Below are 17,454 nucleotides of genomic sequence, written 5' to 3'. Positions count from 1 at the left end.
ACCTCGGGAGCGTTTTATGACTACGCAAGACATTGACGCCCGCGCTGGACGGGCGGGGGAAACCGTTGCCGAAAATCCGCAGCAGCGGGTGCGCTGGTCGGTGCCGATCGCGCTGTTCGCCTGCGTGCTGCTGGCGTTTTTCGACAAAATCAGCATCGCGGCGCTGTTTTCCGACGCCGAGTTTCAGCAGGCGCTGGGCATCGGTTTTGACCCGGCGCGGCTGGGGTTGCTGATGAGCGCGTTTCTGTTCTCCTACGGCATCTCCTCGATGCTGCTCAGCGGCATCGGCGATCGGCTTAATCCGGTCAAAGTATTGATTGGCATGATGGTGGTATGGGGCGTGCTGATGGTGTTGATGGGGCTGGTGCGCTCCTATCACGCCATGATGACGCTGCGCATTCTGCTCGGCATCGCCGAAGGGCCGCTACTGCCGATGGCCTACGCCATTATTCGTCAGGCCTTCCCGCCGCAGCTGCAGGCGCGCGCCACCATGCTGTGGCTGCTCGGCACGCCGCTCGGGGCCGCGCTCGGCTTCCCGGTCACCCTGTACATCCTCAATACCTTCGACTGGCAGGCCACCTTCTTCTTTATGGCGTTTCTGACGCTGCCGGTGATGTTGCTGGTGCTGTTCGGCATGCGCCACCTGAACGTGTCGCGTCCGGCGGCGGCGGCCAAGCCGGCGGTGTCCGAACGCCAACAGCATCGCCGCGAGCTGTTGCGCAGCCCGCATTTCTGGATGATTTGCCTGTTCAATATCGCCTTCCTGACCTACCTGTGGGGCATGAACGGCTGGTTGCCGAGCTATCTGATCAAGGGCAAAGGCATTCATCTGGAACATGCCGGTTACCTCTCTTCGCTGCCGTTCATCGCCATGCTGCTCGGTGAAGTGCTGGGTGCCTGGCTGTCGGACAAGCTGGATCGGCGCGCGCTGGCCTGCTTCCTGTCGCTGTGCGGCGCCGGCCTTGGCCTGGCGGTGGTGCTGCACCTGCAGGGCACTTACAGCGTGATCGCCGCCATGGCTTTCAGCACCTTTATGTGGGGCGCCGGCGCGCCGAATATTTTCGCGCTGTTGGCGAAGGCGACCAGCAGCAAGGTCAGCGCCACCGCCGGCGGCATTTTCAATGGACTGGGCAATTTTGCCGGCGCGCTGGCGCCGGTGCTGATGGGGGCGTTGATCGCCGCCACCGGCAATATGGATAACGGCCTGCTGTTCCTGGTGGTGATGGCGTTCGTCGGCTGCCTCATTCTGCTGCCGTTGCTGAGAAAGTACTGATTAATCAATCGTTTCAACAGAGGAGTGACAACATGTCTCAGGTTGAGAACAAAGCCGGCGTCAAGCCGCAGGATCTGTCGATGGAAAACTGGGTGGAGTCGCGCATCGCCCGTTTCGAAGGCCGCAAATACGACTGGAACGCGCTGAAATTCCAGGCCGATTTCGACCCGAAATACCGCCGCGCGCAGATGCGCTACATCGGCACCGGCGCCACCGGCGTGGCCAGCGACGCCAACACCATTCCGGCGGGCAATTTCACCTTCTCCACCATGGTGTTGCCGTCGAAGTGCGAGGGCCCGCTGCACCTGCACGACGACGTGGAGGAAGTGTTCTTCATGCTGAAAGGCAGCATCACGCTGATGATTCAGGATGGGGAAGAGTATTACGAAACCAGGCTGAAAGAGCGCGATTTGATCTCGGTGCCGGCGGGCGTGTATCGCGGCCTTTTCAATCACGGCGAGGAAGAGGCGCTGATGTGCGTGATGCTCGGCACCGCCAAGCCGGAGATCCCGACTTATCCGGCGGACCACCCGCTGTCCAAAGTGAAGCGTAACTGATGAACGGCCTGGCGCAACGCCAACGGGCGCGCTGCGGGGCGTATACCCTGAGCTGGCGCGAGGCCGGGCAGGGGCGGCCGGTGGTGTTGCTGCATGGCATCAGTTCCGGATCCGCCTCGTGGATCAAGCAGTTTAACGACAGCGGCCTGACGGACGGTCATCGTCTGTTGGCGTGGGACGCGCCAGGTTACGGCGGCAGCCTGCCGTTGTCGGATCCGCAGGCTGACGCCGCCGGTTATGCAGCGGCGTTGGCGGCGCTGATTGAGGAGCTGCAGCTGGCGCAGCCGCTGATCGTCGGCCATTCGCTGGGAGCGCTGATCGGCAGCGCCTACGCCGCCGGCTATCCGGACGGGCTATGTGGGCTGGTGTTGGCGGATCCGGCGCAGGGCTATGCCACGGCGCCGGAGGAAAAACGCCGACAGGTGTACGGCCAGCGCCAACAGATGATGGAGACGCTGGGGCCGGTGGGCTACGGCGAGCAGCGGGCGGCGGCCTTGCTGCGCGAAGGGGCGGATCCGCAGGACATCGCCTGGGTGCGCAACGGCATGCAACAGCTCGATCCCGACGGTTTTCTGAGTGCCGCCTGGATGCTGGCTAACGACGACATAGGCCGCTATCTGGCGCGCTATCGCGGCCCGCTGGAAGTGTGGTGCGGTGAACTGGATCGCATTACGCCGCCGGAGAAGGCGGCCGAGCTGGCGCGTGAGCAAGACGCGACGCTGCGTCTGATCGCCGCCGCCGGTCACGCCAGCTACCTCGATGCGCCGGCGTGTTTCAACCGCTATCTGCGGGACTTTACGGGAGCAATCCAACGATGAATTTTCAGCTTGAGGATCGGGTGGCGGTGGTGACCGGCGGCTCATCGGGCATCGGTTTCGAAACCCTGAAACTGCTGCTGGCCGAAGGGGCGAAGGTGGCGTTCTGCGGCCGCGATCCGGACAAACTGGCCGGCGCGGAGGCCAGCCTGCGCGCGGACTTCCCGCAGGCGGAGATCCTGGCGCTGCGCTGCGACGTGCTGGATGCGCAGCAGGTGGCGCAGTTCGCCGCTCAGGTGACGGCGCGTTTCGGCGGCGTGGATCTGCTGATCAACAACGCCGGTCAGGGCTTCGTCGCCCACTTTGACCAGACGCCGCGCGAAGCCTGGCTGCATGAGGCAGAGCTGAAGCTGTTCGGCGTGATCAACCCGGTGCAGGCGTTTTTACCGGCGCTGGAACGATCGGATATCGCGTCTATCACCTGCGTGAACTCGCTGCTGGCGCTGCAGCCGGAAGAACACATGATCGCCACCTCGGCGGCGCGCGCCGCGCTGCTCAATATGACGTTGACGCTGTCGAAAGAGCTGGTGGGCAAAGGCATTCGGGTTAACTCGATCTTGCTGGGGATGGTGGAGTCGGGCCAATGGCGCCGCCGTTTCGACGATCGCAGCGATAAAGATCAAAGCTGGGAGCAGTGGACGGCGGCGATCGCCGAACGCCGCGGCATCCCGATGAAGCGCCTCGGCAAGCCGCAGGAACCGGCGCAGGCGCTGCTGTTCCTCGCTTCGCCGCTGGCTTCCTTTACCACCGGCGCGGCGCTGGACGTTTCCGGCGGCTTTAACCGCCATGTGTAACAGGGGCCGAAAAAGATGAAGAAGATCATGATGATTGGCTACGGCGCGATGGCGAAGGAAGTGATCGCCCGTTTGCCTGAAGGCGTGGAGGTCGGCTGGATCCTGGCGCGCGCAGCTCATCATGCGGCGATCGATGAGGCTTTTGGCGGGCGGGTGCAGGCGCTGACCCATCCGGAGCAGTGTTCGCAGCGGCCGGATCTGGTACTGGAGTGCGCCAGCCAGCAGGCGGTGGCGGAGTTTGGCGAAGCGGTGCTGCAGCGCGGTTGGCCGCTGGCGGTGATCTCGACCGGCGCGCTGGCGGATGCCGCATTGCAACAGCGGTTGCAGCAGGCCTGCCGCAGCCATCACGGGCAGCTGATCGTGCTGTCCGGCGCGGTGGCGGGCATGGACGGGCTGGCGTCGGCGCGCGAAGGCGGGCTGGAGAGCGTGACCTATCAGGCCAGTAAAAGTCCGGCCAGCTGGCGCGGCAGCCCGGCGGAACAGTTGATAGATCTCGATGCGGTGAGCGAAGCGCAGGTATTTTTTGAAGGGTCGGCGCGTGAAGCGGCGCGTTTATTCCCGGCCAACGCCAACGTGGCGGCCACCATTGCGCTCAACGGCCTGGGGATGGACGCCACTCGGGTACGCCTGCAGGTCGATCCCGCCACCCGGCGCAATACCCATCGCCTGCAGGTGTGCGGCGACTTTGGCGAGTTTCACATCGAGCTGAGCGGCACCCCGCTGGCGAGCAATCCCAAAACATCAACCCTGGCGGCGCTGAGCGCGGTACAAGCCTGCCGCCGTCTGGTGGACGGCGGTTTTATTGCCTGAACGGCAGGAGCGGAGCATGGAACGATTGAATATTTTTGTCGCCGGGCGCTGGCGTGAAGGGCGCGGCGAAGAGATGGCTTCGGTATTCCCGGCCGACGGCAGCGTCAACGCGCGGCTGCGCGCCGCTAACGTCGAGGATGTCAACGAGGCGGTTGAGGCGGCGGAAAAGGCCTGGCGCGCGCCGGAATGGCGTGGGCTGGTGCCGCACCAACGCGCCTCAATTCTCTACCGCGTGAGCAACCTGATCCTGGCGCAGCAGGAACAGCTGGCCGAGCTGCAGACGCGCGACAACGGTAAACCGCTGGCGGAAACCCGCGGGCTGGTGGCCAGCGCGGCGGCGACCGCGCGCTACTTCGCGGCCGCCTGCGAGGTGTTGGAAGGCGAGCTGCCGACCCCGCGCAGCGCCGAAGTGATGACGCTCAGCCAGTATCAACCGATGGGGGTGATCGCCGCCATCACGCCGTGGAACTCACCGATCGCCAGCGAAATGCAGAAGGTGGCGCCGGCGCTGGCGGCGGGTAACGCCGTGGTGCTCAAACCGGCCGAAGCCACGCCGCTGATGGCGCTGAAGCTGGCCGAGCTGTTCGAACAGGCGGGGCTTCCTGCCGGGCTGCTCAGCGTGCTGCCGGGCAAAGGTTCGGTGATCGGCGAGGCGTTGGCGCGCCATCCGTTGGTGAAAAAGATCGCCTTTACCGGCGGAACCAGCACCGGGCGCCATTTGGCGCACATCGCCGCCGACAAGCTGATCCCCACCTCGCTGGAGCTGGGCGGTAAATCGCCGACCATCGTGCTGGAGGACGCCGATCTGGAGCAGGCGGCGCGCGGCATCTGCTACGGCATTTTCAGCTCCGCCGGCCAGGCGTGCATCGCCGGTTCGCGGCTGTTCGTGCATCGTTCGCTGTATCAGCCGCTGCTGGCGCGCTTGACCGAACTGACGGCGGGGCTGCGCATCGGCAACCCGCTGGTGCCGGGCGTGCATCTCGGCCCGCTGATCAGCGCCAAACATCGGCAAAGCGTGGCGGACTACGTGGCGCTGGCGCGGCAGGAGGGCGGCCGGGTGGTCATCGGCGGTGAAGCGCCGGCCGATCCGCAACTGGCGAGCGGCAGCTATTACCTGCCGACCATTATTGAAGGTTTGAACAACGACGCCCGCGTCTGCCAAGAGGAGATCTTCGGGCCGGTGCTGGTGGCGCTGCCGTTCGACGACGAGCGACAGCTGATCGAACAGGCCAACGACTCGGTGTACGGCCTGGCGGCCGGCATCTGGAGCCGCGATTTCCCGCGGGCGATGGCGCTGGCGGAGCGGCTGGAAACCGGCACCGTCTGGGTCAACACCTACAAAACGTTCTCGATTTCCACGCCGTTCGGCGGTTTCAAGGAAAGCGGGCTGGGCCGCGAAAAGGGCCTGAACGGCATCAAGGCCTACATGCAGCAGAAAAGCGTGTATCTGGCGCTGAGCCATCAGGTGAACCGCTGGAGCGACTAGGCCGACACCTCTACGCATAACCCTAATAACGACTACCCTAAGAAGGCAGATGATGAGCGATAAAATCACGGTTGGCGAGGCGATAGCCCGGACTCTGGAACAGTACGCGGTGTCGGCGATGTACGGCATCATTTCGATTCATAATCTGCCGATCGCCGATGCGGTGGGGCAGCGCGATAAAATTCGTTTCGTGCCGGCGCGCGGCGAAGCGGGCGCGGTCACCATGGCCGATGCGCATGGGCGCTTCTCCGGCCTGGGCGTGGCGTTGACCAGCACCGGCGCCGGCGCGGGCAACGCGGTGGGGGCGATGATTGAAGCGCTTAACGCCAACACGCCGCTGTTGCATATCACCGGCCAGGTAGAAAAAGCCTATCTGGACGCCGACGCCGGGTTTATTCATGAAACCCGGGATCAGCTCGGCTTTCTGCGCGCCTGCTCCAAGCGCGCCTACCGGGTCAATTCGCCGGAACAGGCGGTGGCGGTGATCCAGCGAGCGATCCTGGATGCGCAAACCGCGCCCTGCGGCCCGGTGGCGGTCGAGATCCCGATCGATATCCAAAGCAGCCTGGTTTCCCGCTCGGTGCTGACCGAAGCGTTGGCGCCGGCGCCGCTGCCGAAGGCGGACGATGCGGCGGTGGAGCGGCTGCATCAGCGGCTGAAACAGGCCAAGCGCCCGTTGCTGTGGCTGGGCGGCGGCGCGTTGGCCTGCGGTGATGCGGTGCGCAAGCTGGCGGACGCCGGCGTGGCGGTGATCTCCAGCACCCACGGGCGCGGCATTCTGCCGGACAGCCATCCGCGCAGCCTGCGGGCGTTCCACAACTCGCCGAGCATCGAGGCTATCCTGACGCAGTGCGACCTGACGCTGGTGGCCGGTTCACGGTTGCGCAGTAATGAAACCCGCACCTGGACGCTGCCGCTGCCGCGCCCGCTGGTGCAAATTGACATCGATCCGGCGGCGGCCAACCGCAACTACCTGGCTGATGAGCAGATCAATGGCGACTGTGCGGCGCTGCTGGCCGCGCTGGCGGCGCGGCTGAGCCCCGGCGAGAAGGTCAACGCCGAGTGGGATGCCGAGATCGCGGGGGCGGTGCAGCAGGCGGAGAGCGCGTTGCGTCAGCAGTCCGGTGAATACGCCAAACTCAACGACGCCATCGACGCCGCGCTGCCGCAGGACGGATTGCTGGTGCGCGATATCACCGTTTCCGGCAGCGTCTGGGGCAGCCGTTTGTTCCGCGCGATCTCGCCGCTGTGCAACATTCACTCGCTGGCCGGTGCTATCGGCATGGGGCTGCCGATGGCGATCGGCACCGCGATCGCCAACCCGCAGCGCAAGGTGGTGGGGCTGGTGGGCGATGGCGGTTTGGCGCTGGGCCTGGGGGAACTGGCGACCATGGCGCAGGAACAGGTGAACATCACCCTGCTGATCATGAACGACGGCGGTTATGGCGTGATGCGCGGCATACAGGACAAGTATTTCGCCGGGCGCCAGTATTACAACGAGCTGCATACGCCGGCCTTTACTCAAATAGCCGAAGCGATGGGGCTGAAAGCCTGGAAGGTCGAGGCGGCGGCGCAGTTCAACGGCGTGCTGGCCGAAGCGATCAATTACCCGGGGCCGTCGGTGGTCGAGGTGGACATGAAGCAGGTCGGGCCGCTGACCTTCGCCGGGCCGCCGCAGAAAACCCTGTATTGAGACGATAAAAAACGCCCGGCGGTTGCCGGGCGTTCTCGTTGTTACTTCTCTGCCGCGATGCGATCGCGAATGTGCTGCGCGCGCGCTTGGGAAGACGGGTGATCGTCGAACATGCTGCTCTGACGGCCGGCTTCCATTTGGGCCAGTTTTTCGAAGCTGGTGGCCAGGCCGTTCGGATCGATGCCGCGCTTTTTCAGCAGATCGAACGAGTAATCATCCGCTTCGCTTTCCTGCTTCTGCGAGAACTGGGCGCTGACCAGCTTCTCGCCGATGTCCGCCAGCTGCGACTGCGACAGCGAGCCGATAACGCCGCCGGCGGAGGACGCCGCGGTGCGCAGCGCCACGGTGCCGTAAGCCACCTGCATCGCTTTACGGGTGTGGCCCAGCGCCACGTGGCCCATTTCGTGGCCCAGCACGCCTTCCACTTCGTTGTCGTTCATGATGTCCATCAGGCCGCTGTAAACGCGGATACAGCCGTTGGCCATCGCCCAGGCGTTGACGTCTTTGGTCACGTAGACCTTGTAGTTGGCCGGGGTGCCGTTGATGTTGTCGCCCAGCGCCGCAGCGATTTTGTTGAGACGCTTGGCATAGGTGCTGTCGGCCGGCGCGATTTGTGCCTTGCTGTCCATCTCGGCGCAGGATTTATCACTCAGGGCCTTAACGTCGTTGTTGCTCAGGGTCGCCGCCTGGAACGCCTGCGCGCCGGACTGCATCAGGGTTTCGGTATTCAGGTTTTGACAGCCGGTTGCCAAGGTGGCAATGCCCAACGCAATCAAAGAGGTACGGATCTTCATAACGCCATCTTCCTGTGAAGGTAACAAGGTAAAAGAGTCATTTTGCTTTGAGGCTATCTTGCCGCAAGAGCCTAGTGTACGCCAGACGGGGCGAGAATAGTGTTATTCCGAAAAAGCGTCCAATCGTGCTAATAAGTGGTGAACTCGCTCTCATTTGGCATTAGGGATTGCCGTTGTGATGTGGAGTCTGAGAAAATAGGGAACTTGACTGCTTTTTTTATCCGACCTGGAGTAAAACATGTCCTCTCGTAAAGAGCTTGCCAACGCCATCCGCGCACTCAGCATGGACGCCGTACAAAAAGCAAATTCCGGCCACCCGGGGGCCCCTATGGGCATGGCGGACATCGCCGAAGTCCTGTGGCGTGACTACCTCAACCACAACCCGACTAACCCGCACTGGGCTGACCGCGACCGTTTCGTGCTCTCCAACGGCCACGGCTCCATGTTGATTTACAGCCTCCTGCACCTCACCGGCTACGACCTGCCGATGCGCGAGCTGGAAAACTTCCGTCAGCTCCATTCCAAAACACCGGGCCACCCGGAGTACGGTTACACCCCGGGCGTTGAGACCACCACCGGCCCGCTGGGCCAGGGTATCGCCAACGCCGTCGGCTTCGCCATCGCCGAACGCACCTTGGCGGCGCAGTTCAACCGCCCTGGTCACGACATCGTCGACCACCACACCTACGCCTTCATGGGCGACGGCTGCATGATGGAAGGCATTTCGCACGAAGTCTGCTCCCTGGCCGGCACCCTCAAGCTCGGCAAGCTGACCGCCTTCTACGATGACAACGGCATCTCCATCGACGGCCACGTCGACGGCTGGTTCACCGACGACACCGCCCTGCGTTTCGAAGCCTACGGCTGGCACGTGGTGCGCAACGTCGACGGCCACAACCCGGACGCCATCAAGGCCGCGATTGAAGAAGCCCGCAAGGTGACCGACAAGCCGTCGCTGCTGATGTGCAAGACCGTTATCGGCTTCGGTTCGCCGAACAAGGCCGGCACCCATGACGTGCACGGCGCCGCGCTGGGCGCCGCCGAAGTGGCCGCCACCCGCGAGCGGCTTGGCTGGAAATACGCCGCCTTTGAAATCCCGCAGGACATCTACGCCCAGTGGGACGCCAAGGAAGCCGGTCAGGCCAAAGAAGCGGCCTGGAACGACAAGTTCGCCGCCTACGCCAGGGCCTTCCCGGAACTGGCCGCCGAGTTCAAGCGCCGCATGAACGGCGAGCTGCCGGCGGACTGGAAAGCGGACGCCAAGGCGTTCGTGGAAAAACTGCAGGCCAACCCGGCCAACATCGCCAGCCGCAAGGCGTCGCAGAACGCGCTGGAAGCGTTCGGCAAGGTGCTGCCGGAGTTCCTGGGCGGCTCCGCCGACCTGGCGCCGAGTAACCTGACCATGTGGTCCGGTTCGAAAGCGCTGAACGTTGACCCGGCGGGCAACTACATTCATTACGGCGTGCGCGAGTTCGGCATGACCGCCATCACCAACGGCATCGCGCTGCACGGCGGCTTCCTGCCGTACTCGGCGACCTTCCTGATGTTCGTGGAATACGCCCGCAACGCGGTGCGCATGGCGGCGCTGATGAAGCTGCGCAACGTGTTCGTCTACACCCACGACTCCATCGGTCTGGGCGAAGACGGCCCGACCCACCAGCCGGTGGAGCAGCTGGCGAGCCTGCGCGTGACCCCGAACATGAGCACCTGGCGCCCGTGTGACCAGGTGGAATCGGCGGTGGCGTGGCAGTACGGCATCGAGCGCAACGACGGCCCGACCACGCTGGTGTTCTCGCGCCAGAACCTGACCCAGCAGCCGCGCACCGCAGAGCAGCTGGCGAACGTGTACCGCGGCGGCTACGTGCTGAAAGACTGTGCGGGCACGCCGGACGTTATCCTGATTGCCACCGGCTCCGAAGTGGGCATCACGGTGGAGGCGGCGGACAAACTGACCGCGGCGGGCCGCAAGGTGCGCGTGGTGTCGATGCCGTCGACCGACGCGTTCGACAAGCAGGATGCGGCGTACCGCGAGTCGGTGCTGCCGGCGGCGGTAACGGCGCGCGTGGCGGTGGAAGCGGGTATCGCGGATTACTGGTACAAGTACGTGGGCCTGAACGGCGCTATCGTGGGCATGACCACCTTCGGTGAGTCGGCGCCGGCGGAGCAGCTGTTCGCCGAGTTCGGCTTCACCGTGGACAACGTGGTGGCCAAGGCGCAGGCGCTGCTGAAGTAAGCCGCCGGGCGCAAGCCGATAAAAAAGCCGGTCATCATGACCGGCTTTTTTTATGGGCGGAAATCGCGATTACGACGCGGCCTTGACGCTTTCGGCGCTGCGCAACCGGTCGTAAGCCGCCGCCAGCAACAGCACCAACAGCGTAGGCTGCAGCCAGACCAGACCCTGCTCGGCCAGCGGCAGCTTATCGAACCAGGCGGGCAGCAGGCCGCTGAAGCTTGAAGCCTTCAGGCCATCGGCCAGGCCGAACACCAGGCTGGTAGCGATCACCGGCGCGAAGACGCGTCTGGCGCTGCGCCAGCGGTTCTGGCTGAAGCTGAGCAACACCAGCGCGATGCAAGGCGGGTAGATCGCCGTCAGTACAGGCAGTGAGACGCGGATCAGATTGGCCAGCCCCATGTTGGAAACCAGCATGGCGAAGAGGGCGAGGATGACCACCAGCGCGCGATAAGAGAGCGGCAGATAGCGGGAGAAGAAGTCCGCGCAGGCGCAGGTCATGCCGACCGCCGTCACCAGGCAAGCGATGAACATCAGCACCGCCATAAAGACGCTGCCCAGATCGCCGAAGGTGTGCTGCACATAGGCGTGGAGGATCGCTGCGCCATCCTGAGCACCGCTGCCGATCAGGCTGCCGCTGCCGGCGCCGAGCTTGAACATGCAGATATAGACCAGCGTCAGGCCGACGCCGGCGATCAGGCTGGCCCACAGGGTGTAGCGCAGCAGCAGGCCGCTGTCGCTGACGCCGCGCGAGCGGGCGGCGGTGACGATAATCGAGCCGAACATCAGCGCCGACAGCGTGTCCATGGTTTGATAACCCTGCACGAAGCCGGTGGAAAACGCCGCGGCCTGATAGCTGCCGACGGCGGAGACCGGCGCACCGGCGGGCCACACCAGGGCGGCGATGCCGAGCGCGGCCAGCGCCAGAATTTTCAGCGGCGCCAGAATATGGCCGACGTTATCGAGCAAGCGGCCGGGATACAGCGACACAACCATCGCCAGGGTAAAGAACAGCAGGCTGTAGATGAACTGCGGCAGGTCGCCGTCACCGGTGAAGGGCGCGATGCCGAGGGCGAAAGAAACATTGGCGGTTCGCGGGGTGGCGAACAGCGGGCCGAGCGCCAGATAGCAGACGGTCGCCAACAGCAGGCCGGCGGTGCGGCCGATGGGGCCGGTCAGCAGGCTGATGCTGCCGCCGACGCGCGCCAGCGCGATCACGGCGATCACCGGCAGAGCGACGGCGGTCACCATAAACCCGAGGGCGGCCGGCCACAGATGTTCACCGGACTGCAGCCCCACCAGCGGGGGAAAATGATGTTGCCGGCGCCGACAAACAGGGCGAAGGTCATAAAGCCCAGGGCGATAATGTCTTTCGGGGATAAACTCTTGGTCATAACGGTATGGCACTGCCTGTATTCATGAAATAAACGGCCTGGCTGCGAAATGAAGCGCTGCAGAAGGAGGCGCGTGGGGCTGCGTACGCCCGCAAAAATTTTCGTCCGGCAGGATATAATAATTCGGCGACAAAAACCTGATTAATACAGCGCTGTTTATCCTGGCGTGAACCGGCTGCACAGAGGGATCATGGCGGCCGGCCCGGCAGCGCGCTAGCGCGCCACCCTGTCTATCGACAGCGGAATTTCGATGTGCGGCTTGAAAGAGACGTGGCCGTCTTCGACCGGTTTACGGGGGAAAAAGATCGGCATATCGCGGGTCGAATGCCGGCTTTGTTCTGACGTTGCAGGGGCGCCATCGTACAGCGAATTCGCCTGCTGCGGCGTTCTCGCCTGGCCGAATAGTTTGCGACAGGAAGCGCCGTAAAGCCCGCGCTGCCGGGCTTTTTTATTGGCTGAAAAACGTCCAACCTCACAAAACCGAAAGATAACAAAGCAACGCCGTTGCCTCGTCACAGTTATTAACTATATGTTAATTTTTAGTTTATTAAATGTGATCAGGGGATGGATGATGATGATGAAAAAAATCAACGCGACCGTAGCGGCAATCACTTTGCTGGGCTCCGTTTCCGCCTATGCGGCCTTCCCGGCGGGCTACCCCGCCGACTACCAGAAACTGGTCGACGGCGCGAAGAAAGAAGGCAAGGTGGTGATTTACTCGACCACCGACACCAAGGCGGCGGCGCCGCTGATCCAGGGGTTTGAGGCGTTGTATCCGGGCATCAAGGTCGAATACAACGACATGAACAGCACCGAACTGTATAACCGCTTTATCAGCGAGCAGGCGGCCGGCGGCACCAGCGGCGACGTGGTGTGGAGTTCGTCGATGGACACCATTTTGAAACTGGCGGGCGATTACGCGCAGGAATACGCCTCTCCCGAGCAGGCTCAACTGCCGAAATGGGCGGTATGGCAAGATAAGGTGTATGGCACCACCTATGAGCCGGTGGTGTTTATCTATAACAAACGCCTGATCCCGCAAGGCGATGTGCCGGATTCGCATGCGGCGCTGGCCAAGCTGATCGCCGGCCAGACGGACAAATTCAAGAAGAAAGTCACCACCTACGACATCGAAAAATCCGGCGTCGGCTTCATGCTGTCGGTGCAGGACTTCAAGGCCGATCCTAACTACTTCAAAACGCTGGCCGACGTGGCCAAGGGCGGGCTGGCGGTGCAATCCTCAACCGGCACCATGATGGAACGCGTTTCCTCCGGTGAAAACCTGATCGGCTTCAACATCCTCGGTTCGTACGCCGAGGCCCGCGCCAAGAGCGATCCGTCGCTCGGCATCGTCTATCCGAAAGACTATACCCTGGTGCTGTCGCGCGTGAGCTTCATCAGCAAAGAAGCCGGTCACCCTAACGCCGCCAAGCTGTGGTTCGACTACGTGCTGTCGGAGAAAGGGCAAAATATTCTCGCCAATCAGGCTGATATCCCTTCGATCCGCAACGATGTCGAAGGCAAGAACGACATCGACGGCATGACCAAGCTGCTGGGCAACGCGCTCAAGCCGATCCCGGTCGACGACAGCCTGCTGGAGTATCTGCAGCCGGCCAAGCGTCTCGACTACATCAAACAATGGCGCGCCGCCGCGGCGAAATAACAGGGACTGCATTCGGACGCGCGCCTGACGTACAGGCGCGCGCCCTTTGGTCGTCGTTTACAACCATAGGGAGCATTTATGCAAGCATGGCGCAGAAAGTGGCAGAGCCTGCCGCGCGGCCTGGTGGTGTTGATAACCGCGCTGGTTATCTATGTCCCCCTGTCGTTTATCATCATTCAAAGCTTCCTCTCGGCTCCGTTTTTCTCTCCCTCCAAGGTCTTCAGCCTGGAGGCCTTCGAGTTCATCTTTACCGATCCGGATTTCTACAAGGCGCTGAGAAGCGGCTTTATCCTGGCATTCGGCCTGGTGATCATCGCTATCCCGCTCGGCGGTATTTTGGCCTTCCTGATGGTGCGCACCGATCTACCGGGGCGGCGGATCATCGAACCGCTGATTTTGGTGCCGATCTTCGTGTCGCCGATGGTGCTGGGCTTCGGTTACGTGGTGGCGGCGGGGCCGGTGGGCTTCTTCTCGCTGTGGGCGGAGGCGCTGCTGGGCTTCGTGCCGTGGAACATCTATTCGATGGCCAGCATCGTGGTTATCGCCGGGTTGACGCACGTGCCCCATGCCTACCTGTACATCTCCTCGGCGCTGCGCAGCGTGGGCTCCGACGTTGAAGAAGCGGCGCGCACCGCCGGCGCTACGCCGCTGCAGGTGATGACCGCCGTCAGCCTGCCGATGGTGCGGCCGTCTATCTTGTACGCCGGGGTGCTGCTGTTCTTCCTCGGGCTGGAGGTGTTCGGCCTGATGCTGGTGTTGGGCGATCCGGAAGGCAACCTGGTGCTGGCGACCTACCTGTATCAGTTGACCAACAAGCTGGGCACGCCGTCTTACCACCTGATGGCGGCGGTAGCGGTGGTGCTGATCTGCATCACCATTCCGTTGGTGATGCTGCAGCGCAGGCTAATGCGTACCGCCAACCGTTTCGTCACCGTCAAGGGCAAAGCCTCGCAGGCGCGCGCGTTGCCGCTGGGCAAATGGCGCTGGGTGGCCGGCGCGGTGGTGATGTTCTGGCTGACCGTGACCATCGGCGTGCCGCTGATCGGCGTGGTGCTGCGCGCCTTTATCTCCAACTGGGGCGTGGGCGTGTCTGTCTGGGACGAACTGTCGATCAACACCTTCCGCACCATCTGGGCGCAGCCCAACCTGCTGCGCGCCATCGTCAACTCGATGGCGATCGGGGTGATCGGCGGGGCGCTGGCGGTCGCGTGCTATCTGTTTATCGGCATCGCGATGCACCGCAAGCCGGACGGCGCCACGCGCTTCCTCGACTACAGCGTGCTGGTGCCGCGCGCGGTGCCGGGGCTGCTGGCCGGTTTGGCGTTCCTGTGGGTGTTCCTGTTCCTGCCGATGTGGCTGGATAAATCGCTCAAGGAAGGCTGGCTGTCCGTGCTGCCGATGGCCGAATGGCTGCGCGAGAACGTGATCGTCTGGCTGCGTTCGCTGCGCAGCACCATATTCAGCGTCTGGCTGGCTTACACCGTGGTGTGGATGGCCTATGGCCTGCGGCTGATCTCTTCCACGCTGCTGCAGGTGGGGCCGGAACTGGAGGAAGCCGCGCGCAGCGCCGGCGCCAGCCGCGGCCAGATCACCCGACACGTTACCATTCCGCTGTCGCGCTACGGCCTGATCGGCTCCTGGCTGCTGATGTTCCTGATCTTTGAACGCGAATATTCCACCGGGGTGTATCTGCTGTCTCCGGGCACGGAAACCATCGGCTCGATGCTGGTTTCCCTGTGGGCCGCGGGCGCCATCGATATCGTCGCCGCGCTGTCGTTCATCAATATCCTGCTGGTGGTGCTGGGGCTGGGGATCGCCTTGCGCTTTGGAGTGAAATTACATGATTGAACTTTCGGTAGAGAACCTGCATTTGACCTATGGCGACAACCCGGTGCTGAAAGGGGTGTCGATGGATCTGAAACGGGGCGAAGTGGTCTCACTGCTGGGCCCGTCGGGCAGCGGCAAAACTACGCTGCTGCGGGCGGTGGCCGGGCTGGAGAAGCCGAGCCAGGGGCGGATCGTCATCGGCGACAGCGCGGTTTACAACGGCAGCGCGCGCAGCGAAATTCCCGCCGAAGAGCGCAACCTGGGGCTGGTGTTTCAGTCCTACGCCCTGTGGCCGCACAAAACGGTGTTTGAGAACGTCGCTTATCCGCTGAAGCTGCGTAAGACCGCCTCGGCGGAAATCGCCCAACGGGTACAGGCGGTGCTGGATCAGCTCGGGCTGGGGCATTTGGCCAAGCGTCATCCGCACCAGCTCTCCGGCGGCCAGCAGCAGCGGGTGGCGATCGGCCGTGCGCTGGTCTACAACCCACCGGTGATCCTGCTGGATGAGCCGCTGTCCAACCTCGACGCCAAGCTGCGCGAAGAAGCGCGGGTATTTCTGCGCGAGCTGATCATCAAGCTCGGTCTGTCGGCGCTGATGGTGACTCACGATCAGAACGAGGCGATGGCCATTTCCGATCGCATCCTGCTGCTCAATAACGGCAAAATCGAACAGCAGGGCACGCCGCAGGAGATGTACGGTTCGCCCGCCACGCTGTTCACCGCCGAATTCATGGGCAGCAACAACCGGTTGCCGGGCAAGATCATGGCGCTGGAAGATGGCCGGGCGCGCATCGAAGGTAAGGATTGGGCGCTGTGGGGCAAAGCGGGCGAAGGCGTGCAGGTCGGGCAGGAGGGCACGGCGGTGATCCGCGTGGAGCGCGTGCGGTTGGGTGAAGATCCACAGGGTAATCAGCTTGAGCTGCCGTTGCTGACCAGCATGTATCTCGGCGATCGCTGGGAATACCTGTTCCGCACCGTGGCCGAAGATTTCGTGGTGCGCGCCTATGGCCACGAGGCGCGCGATCGGGCGCTGTGCCGGCTCTCCCTGCCGGCCGAGCATCTGTGGATATTCCCGAAAGCTTAACCAGGACGCCCGCCGTTGCGGGCGCTCCTTTTACAAATCCAGCACCAGCCGGCTGCCTTTGGCGCGCGAGCAGCAGATCAACAGGGTCTGTTGCGCCGCGCGTTCTTCCTCGCTGAGATACTGATCGCGGTGATCGGCTTCCCCTTCGACGATGCGGGTTTCGCAGGTGCCGCAAATGCCTTCGCGGCACAGGCACTCGACCCTGGCCGCCTTGCTGTTTTCCAGCGCCTGCAGGATGGTCATGTCTTGCGCCACTTCAAGCTCAATACCCGATCGAGCCAGCACCAGCGTAAAGGCGCCGCCCGCCGTGTCTTCGGCGGCAAAGGCTTCGCTGTGCAAGCGACCGGCATCGATACCCCGTTCGGCGGCGATCCGGTAGACCGCTTCGTTCAGCGCCGCCGGGCCGCAGACGTAGATATGGGCGCCGGGTTCCACATCGGCCAGCGTGCGCGCCAGATCCAACCGGCCGCCAAGGCTGGAGACATGGCAACTGACGTTGTCTGCGAACGGCGCTTGCATCAGCTGCTGCTGGAAGGCGTTGTGCTCTTCACTGTGGAAGCAGTAGTGCAGATGGTAGCGTTGGCCGCTGCGTTGCAGCTCATGCAGATGGGCCATAAACGGCGTGATGCCGATGCCGCCGGCGATCAGCACGTGATGTTGCGCTTCCGGCGCCAGCGCGAACAGGTTATTCGGGGTGCTGATGGTCAGCGTATCGCCGACCGCCAGCCGGTCATGCATGAAGTCGGAACCGCCTTTGGAAGGAGACTCGCGCCGAACGGCGATCTGGTAATGCTCGAGTTCGAACGGTGAGCTGAGCAGCGAATAGGCGTTGCTGTAGCGCTGCTCGCCGTCCTGCATTTGCACGATGATGTGGCTGCCGCCGCTGAAGGCGGGCAGCGGCCGGCCTTGCGGATCCGCCAGGGTAAAGCGCTTGACCCGTGCGGTGACGGTTTCGATGTCGACGACGCGGACATCAAGCATCTGATAGCTGGTCATTCATTGGCTCCAAAGCGCGGGCGTCCCCGCGCATGAAA

The 17,454-nt window shown here is 63.3% G+C and carries 13 protein-coding genes and 1 pseudogene; 11 read left to right on the top strand and 3 right to left on the bottom strand.

The window, feature by feature from the left end; all coding sequences use genetic code 11:
- Positions 1 to 16 precede the first annotated feature (16 nt).
- From SERRSCBI_RS19795 to SERRSCBI_RS19765, 7 genes are read left to right on the top strand one after another with little or no spacing between them, the layout of a single operon-like run.
- On the top strand, positions 17 to 1,273 hold the full coding sequence (locus SERRSCBI_RS19795) for an MFS transporter (RefSeq protein WP_033652738.1): 1,257 nt from the start codon (positions 17 to 19) through the stop codon (positions 1,271 to 1,273).
- A gap of 32 nt (positions 1,274 to 1,305) precedes the next feature.
- Positions 1,306 to 1,830 (top strand): cupin domain-containing protein, encoded by a 525-nt coding sequence (locus tag SERRSCBI_RS19790; protein ID WP_004937634.1) that lies wholly within the window; start codon positions 1,306 to 1,308, stop codon positions 1,828 to 1,830.
- On the top strand, positions 1,830 to 2,648 hold the full coding sequence (locus SERRSCBI_RS19785) for an alpha/beta fold hydrolase (RefSeq protein ID WP_042785342.1): 819 nt from the start codon (positions 1,830 to 1,832) through the stop codon (positions 2,646 to 2,648). Before SERRSCBI_RS19790 ends, SERRSCBI_RS19785 begins: the two co-directional genes overlap by 1 nt.
- Positions 2,645 to 3,439, top strand: coding sequence for an SDR family oxidoreductase (locus tag SERRSCBI_RS19780; RefSeq protein WP_033644722.1), 795 nt, complete (start codon positions 2,645 to 2,647; stop codon positions 3,437 to 3,439). The genes SERRSCBI_RS19785 and SERRSCBI_RS19780 overlap by 4 nt, the downstream gene beginning before the upstream one ends.
- A gap of 15 nt (positions 3,440 to 3,454) precedes the next feature.
- Positions 3,455 to 4,249 carry an aspartate dehydrogenase gene (locus SERRSCBI_RS19775; protein ID WP_042785341.1) on the top strand — a complete coding sequence of 265 codons (795 nt, stop codon included), beginning with the start codon at positions 3,455 to 3,457 and terminating at the stop codon, positions 4,247 to 4,249.
- 16 nt (positions 4,250 to 4,265) lie between these two features.
- Positions 4,266 to 5,735 carry an aldehyde dehydrogenase gene (locus tag SERRSCBI_RS19770; RefSeq protein ID WP_033644724.1) on the top strand — a complete coding sequence of 490 codons (1,470 nt, stop codon included), beginning with the start codon at positions 4,266 to 4,268 and terminating at the stop codon, positions 5,733 to 5,735.
- A gap of 52 nt (positions 5,736 to 5,787) precedes the next feature.
- Positions 5,788 to 7,428 carry a thiamine pyrophosphate-binding protein gene (locus SERRSCBI_RS19765; RefSeq protein WP_033652742.1) on the top strand — a complete coding sequence of 547 codons (1,641 nt, stop codon included), beginning with the start codon at positions 5,788 to 5,790 and terminating at the stop codon, positions 7,426 to 7,428.
- Positions 7,429 to 7,469: 41 nt separating this feature from the next.
- On the opposite strand, the gene SERRSCBI_RS19760 is transcribed toward SERRSCBI_RS19765, so the two are convergent.
- On the bottom strand, positions 7,470 to 8,222 hold the full coding sequence (locus SERRSCBI_RS19760; protein ID WP_004937650.1) for a M48 family metallopeptidase: 753 nt from the start codon (positions 8,220 to 8,222) through the stop codon (positions 7,470 to 7,472).
- Positions 8,223 to 8,460: 238 nt separating this feature from the next.
- Here SERRSCBI_RS19760 and tkt point away from each other — a divergent pair, with 238 nt between their 5' ends.
- The gene (gene tkt, locus SERRSCBI_RS19755; protein WP_042785165.1) at positions 8,461 to 10,455 is read left to right on the top strand and encodes a transketolase; all 1,995 of its coding nucleotides are present in this window, start codon (positions 8,461 to 8,463) and stop codon (positions 10,453 to 10,455) included.
- Between the two features lie 69 nt (positions 10,456 to 10,524).
- Here the strand turns inward: tkt and brnQ are convergent.
- Positions 10,525 to 11,801 (bottom strand): annotated as a pseudogene (gene brnQ / locus SERRSCBI_RS19750) (branched-chain amino acid transport system II carrier protein).
- 622 nt (positions 11,802 to 12,423) lie between these two features.
- Between brnQ and SERRSCBI_RS19745 the strand changes: the two are divergent.
- The 3 genes from SERRSCBI_RS19745 to SERRSCBI_RS19735 all read left to right on the top strand — a co-directional run bounded on the left by SERRSCBI_RS19745 (position 12,424) and on the right by SERRSCBI_RS19735 (position 16,420).
- Positions 12,424 to 13,509, top strand: coding sequence for an ABC transporter substrate-binding protein (locus tag SERRSCBI_RS19745; RefSeq protein ID WP_369795939.1), 1,086 nt, complete (start codon positions 12,424 to 12,426; stop codon positions 13,507 to 13,509).
- Between the two features lie 78 nt (positions 13,510 to 13,587).
- The gene (locus SERRSCBI_RS19740; protein ID WP_033644727.1) at positions 13,588 to 15,357 is read left to right on the top strand and encodes an iron ABC transporter permease; all 1,770 of its coding nucleotides are present in this window, start codon (positions 13,588 to 13,590) and stop codon (positions 15,355 to 15,357) included.
- Entirely contained in the window at positions 15,350 to 16,420 is a 1,071-nt protein-coding gene (locus SERRSCBI_RS19735; protein WP_042785340.1) for an ABC transporter ATP-binding protein, read from the top strand. Before SERRSCBI_RS19740 ends, SERRSCBI_RS19735 begins: the two co-directional genes overlap by 8 nt.
- Positions 16,421 to 16,450: 30 nt before the next feature.
- Here the strand turns inward: SERRSCBI_RS19735 and SERRSCBI_RS19730 are convergent, their stop codons facing one another.
- Positions 16,451 to 17,416 (bottom strand): PDR/VanB family oxidoreductase, encoded by a 966-nt coding sequence (locus SERRSCBI_RS19730; protein ID WP_042785339.1) that lies wholly within the window; start codon positions 17,414 to 17,416, stop codon positions 16,451 to 16,453.
- Positions 17,417 to 17,454: the final 38 nt, after the last annotated feature.

It is taken from the genome of Serratia sp. SCBI, assembly GCF_000747565.1.
Classification (GTDB): domain Bacteria; phylum Pseudomonadota; class Gammaproteobacteria; order Enterobacterales; family Enterobacteriaceae; genus Serratia; species Serratia ureilytica.
Note: the sequence above shows the minus strand (reverse complement) of the source record. Positions and strands in the feature narration are given on the sequence as shown.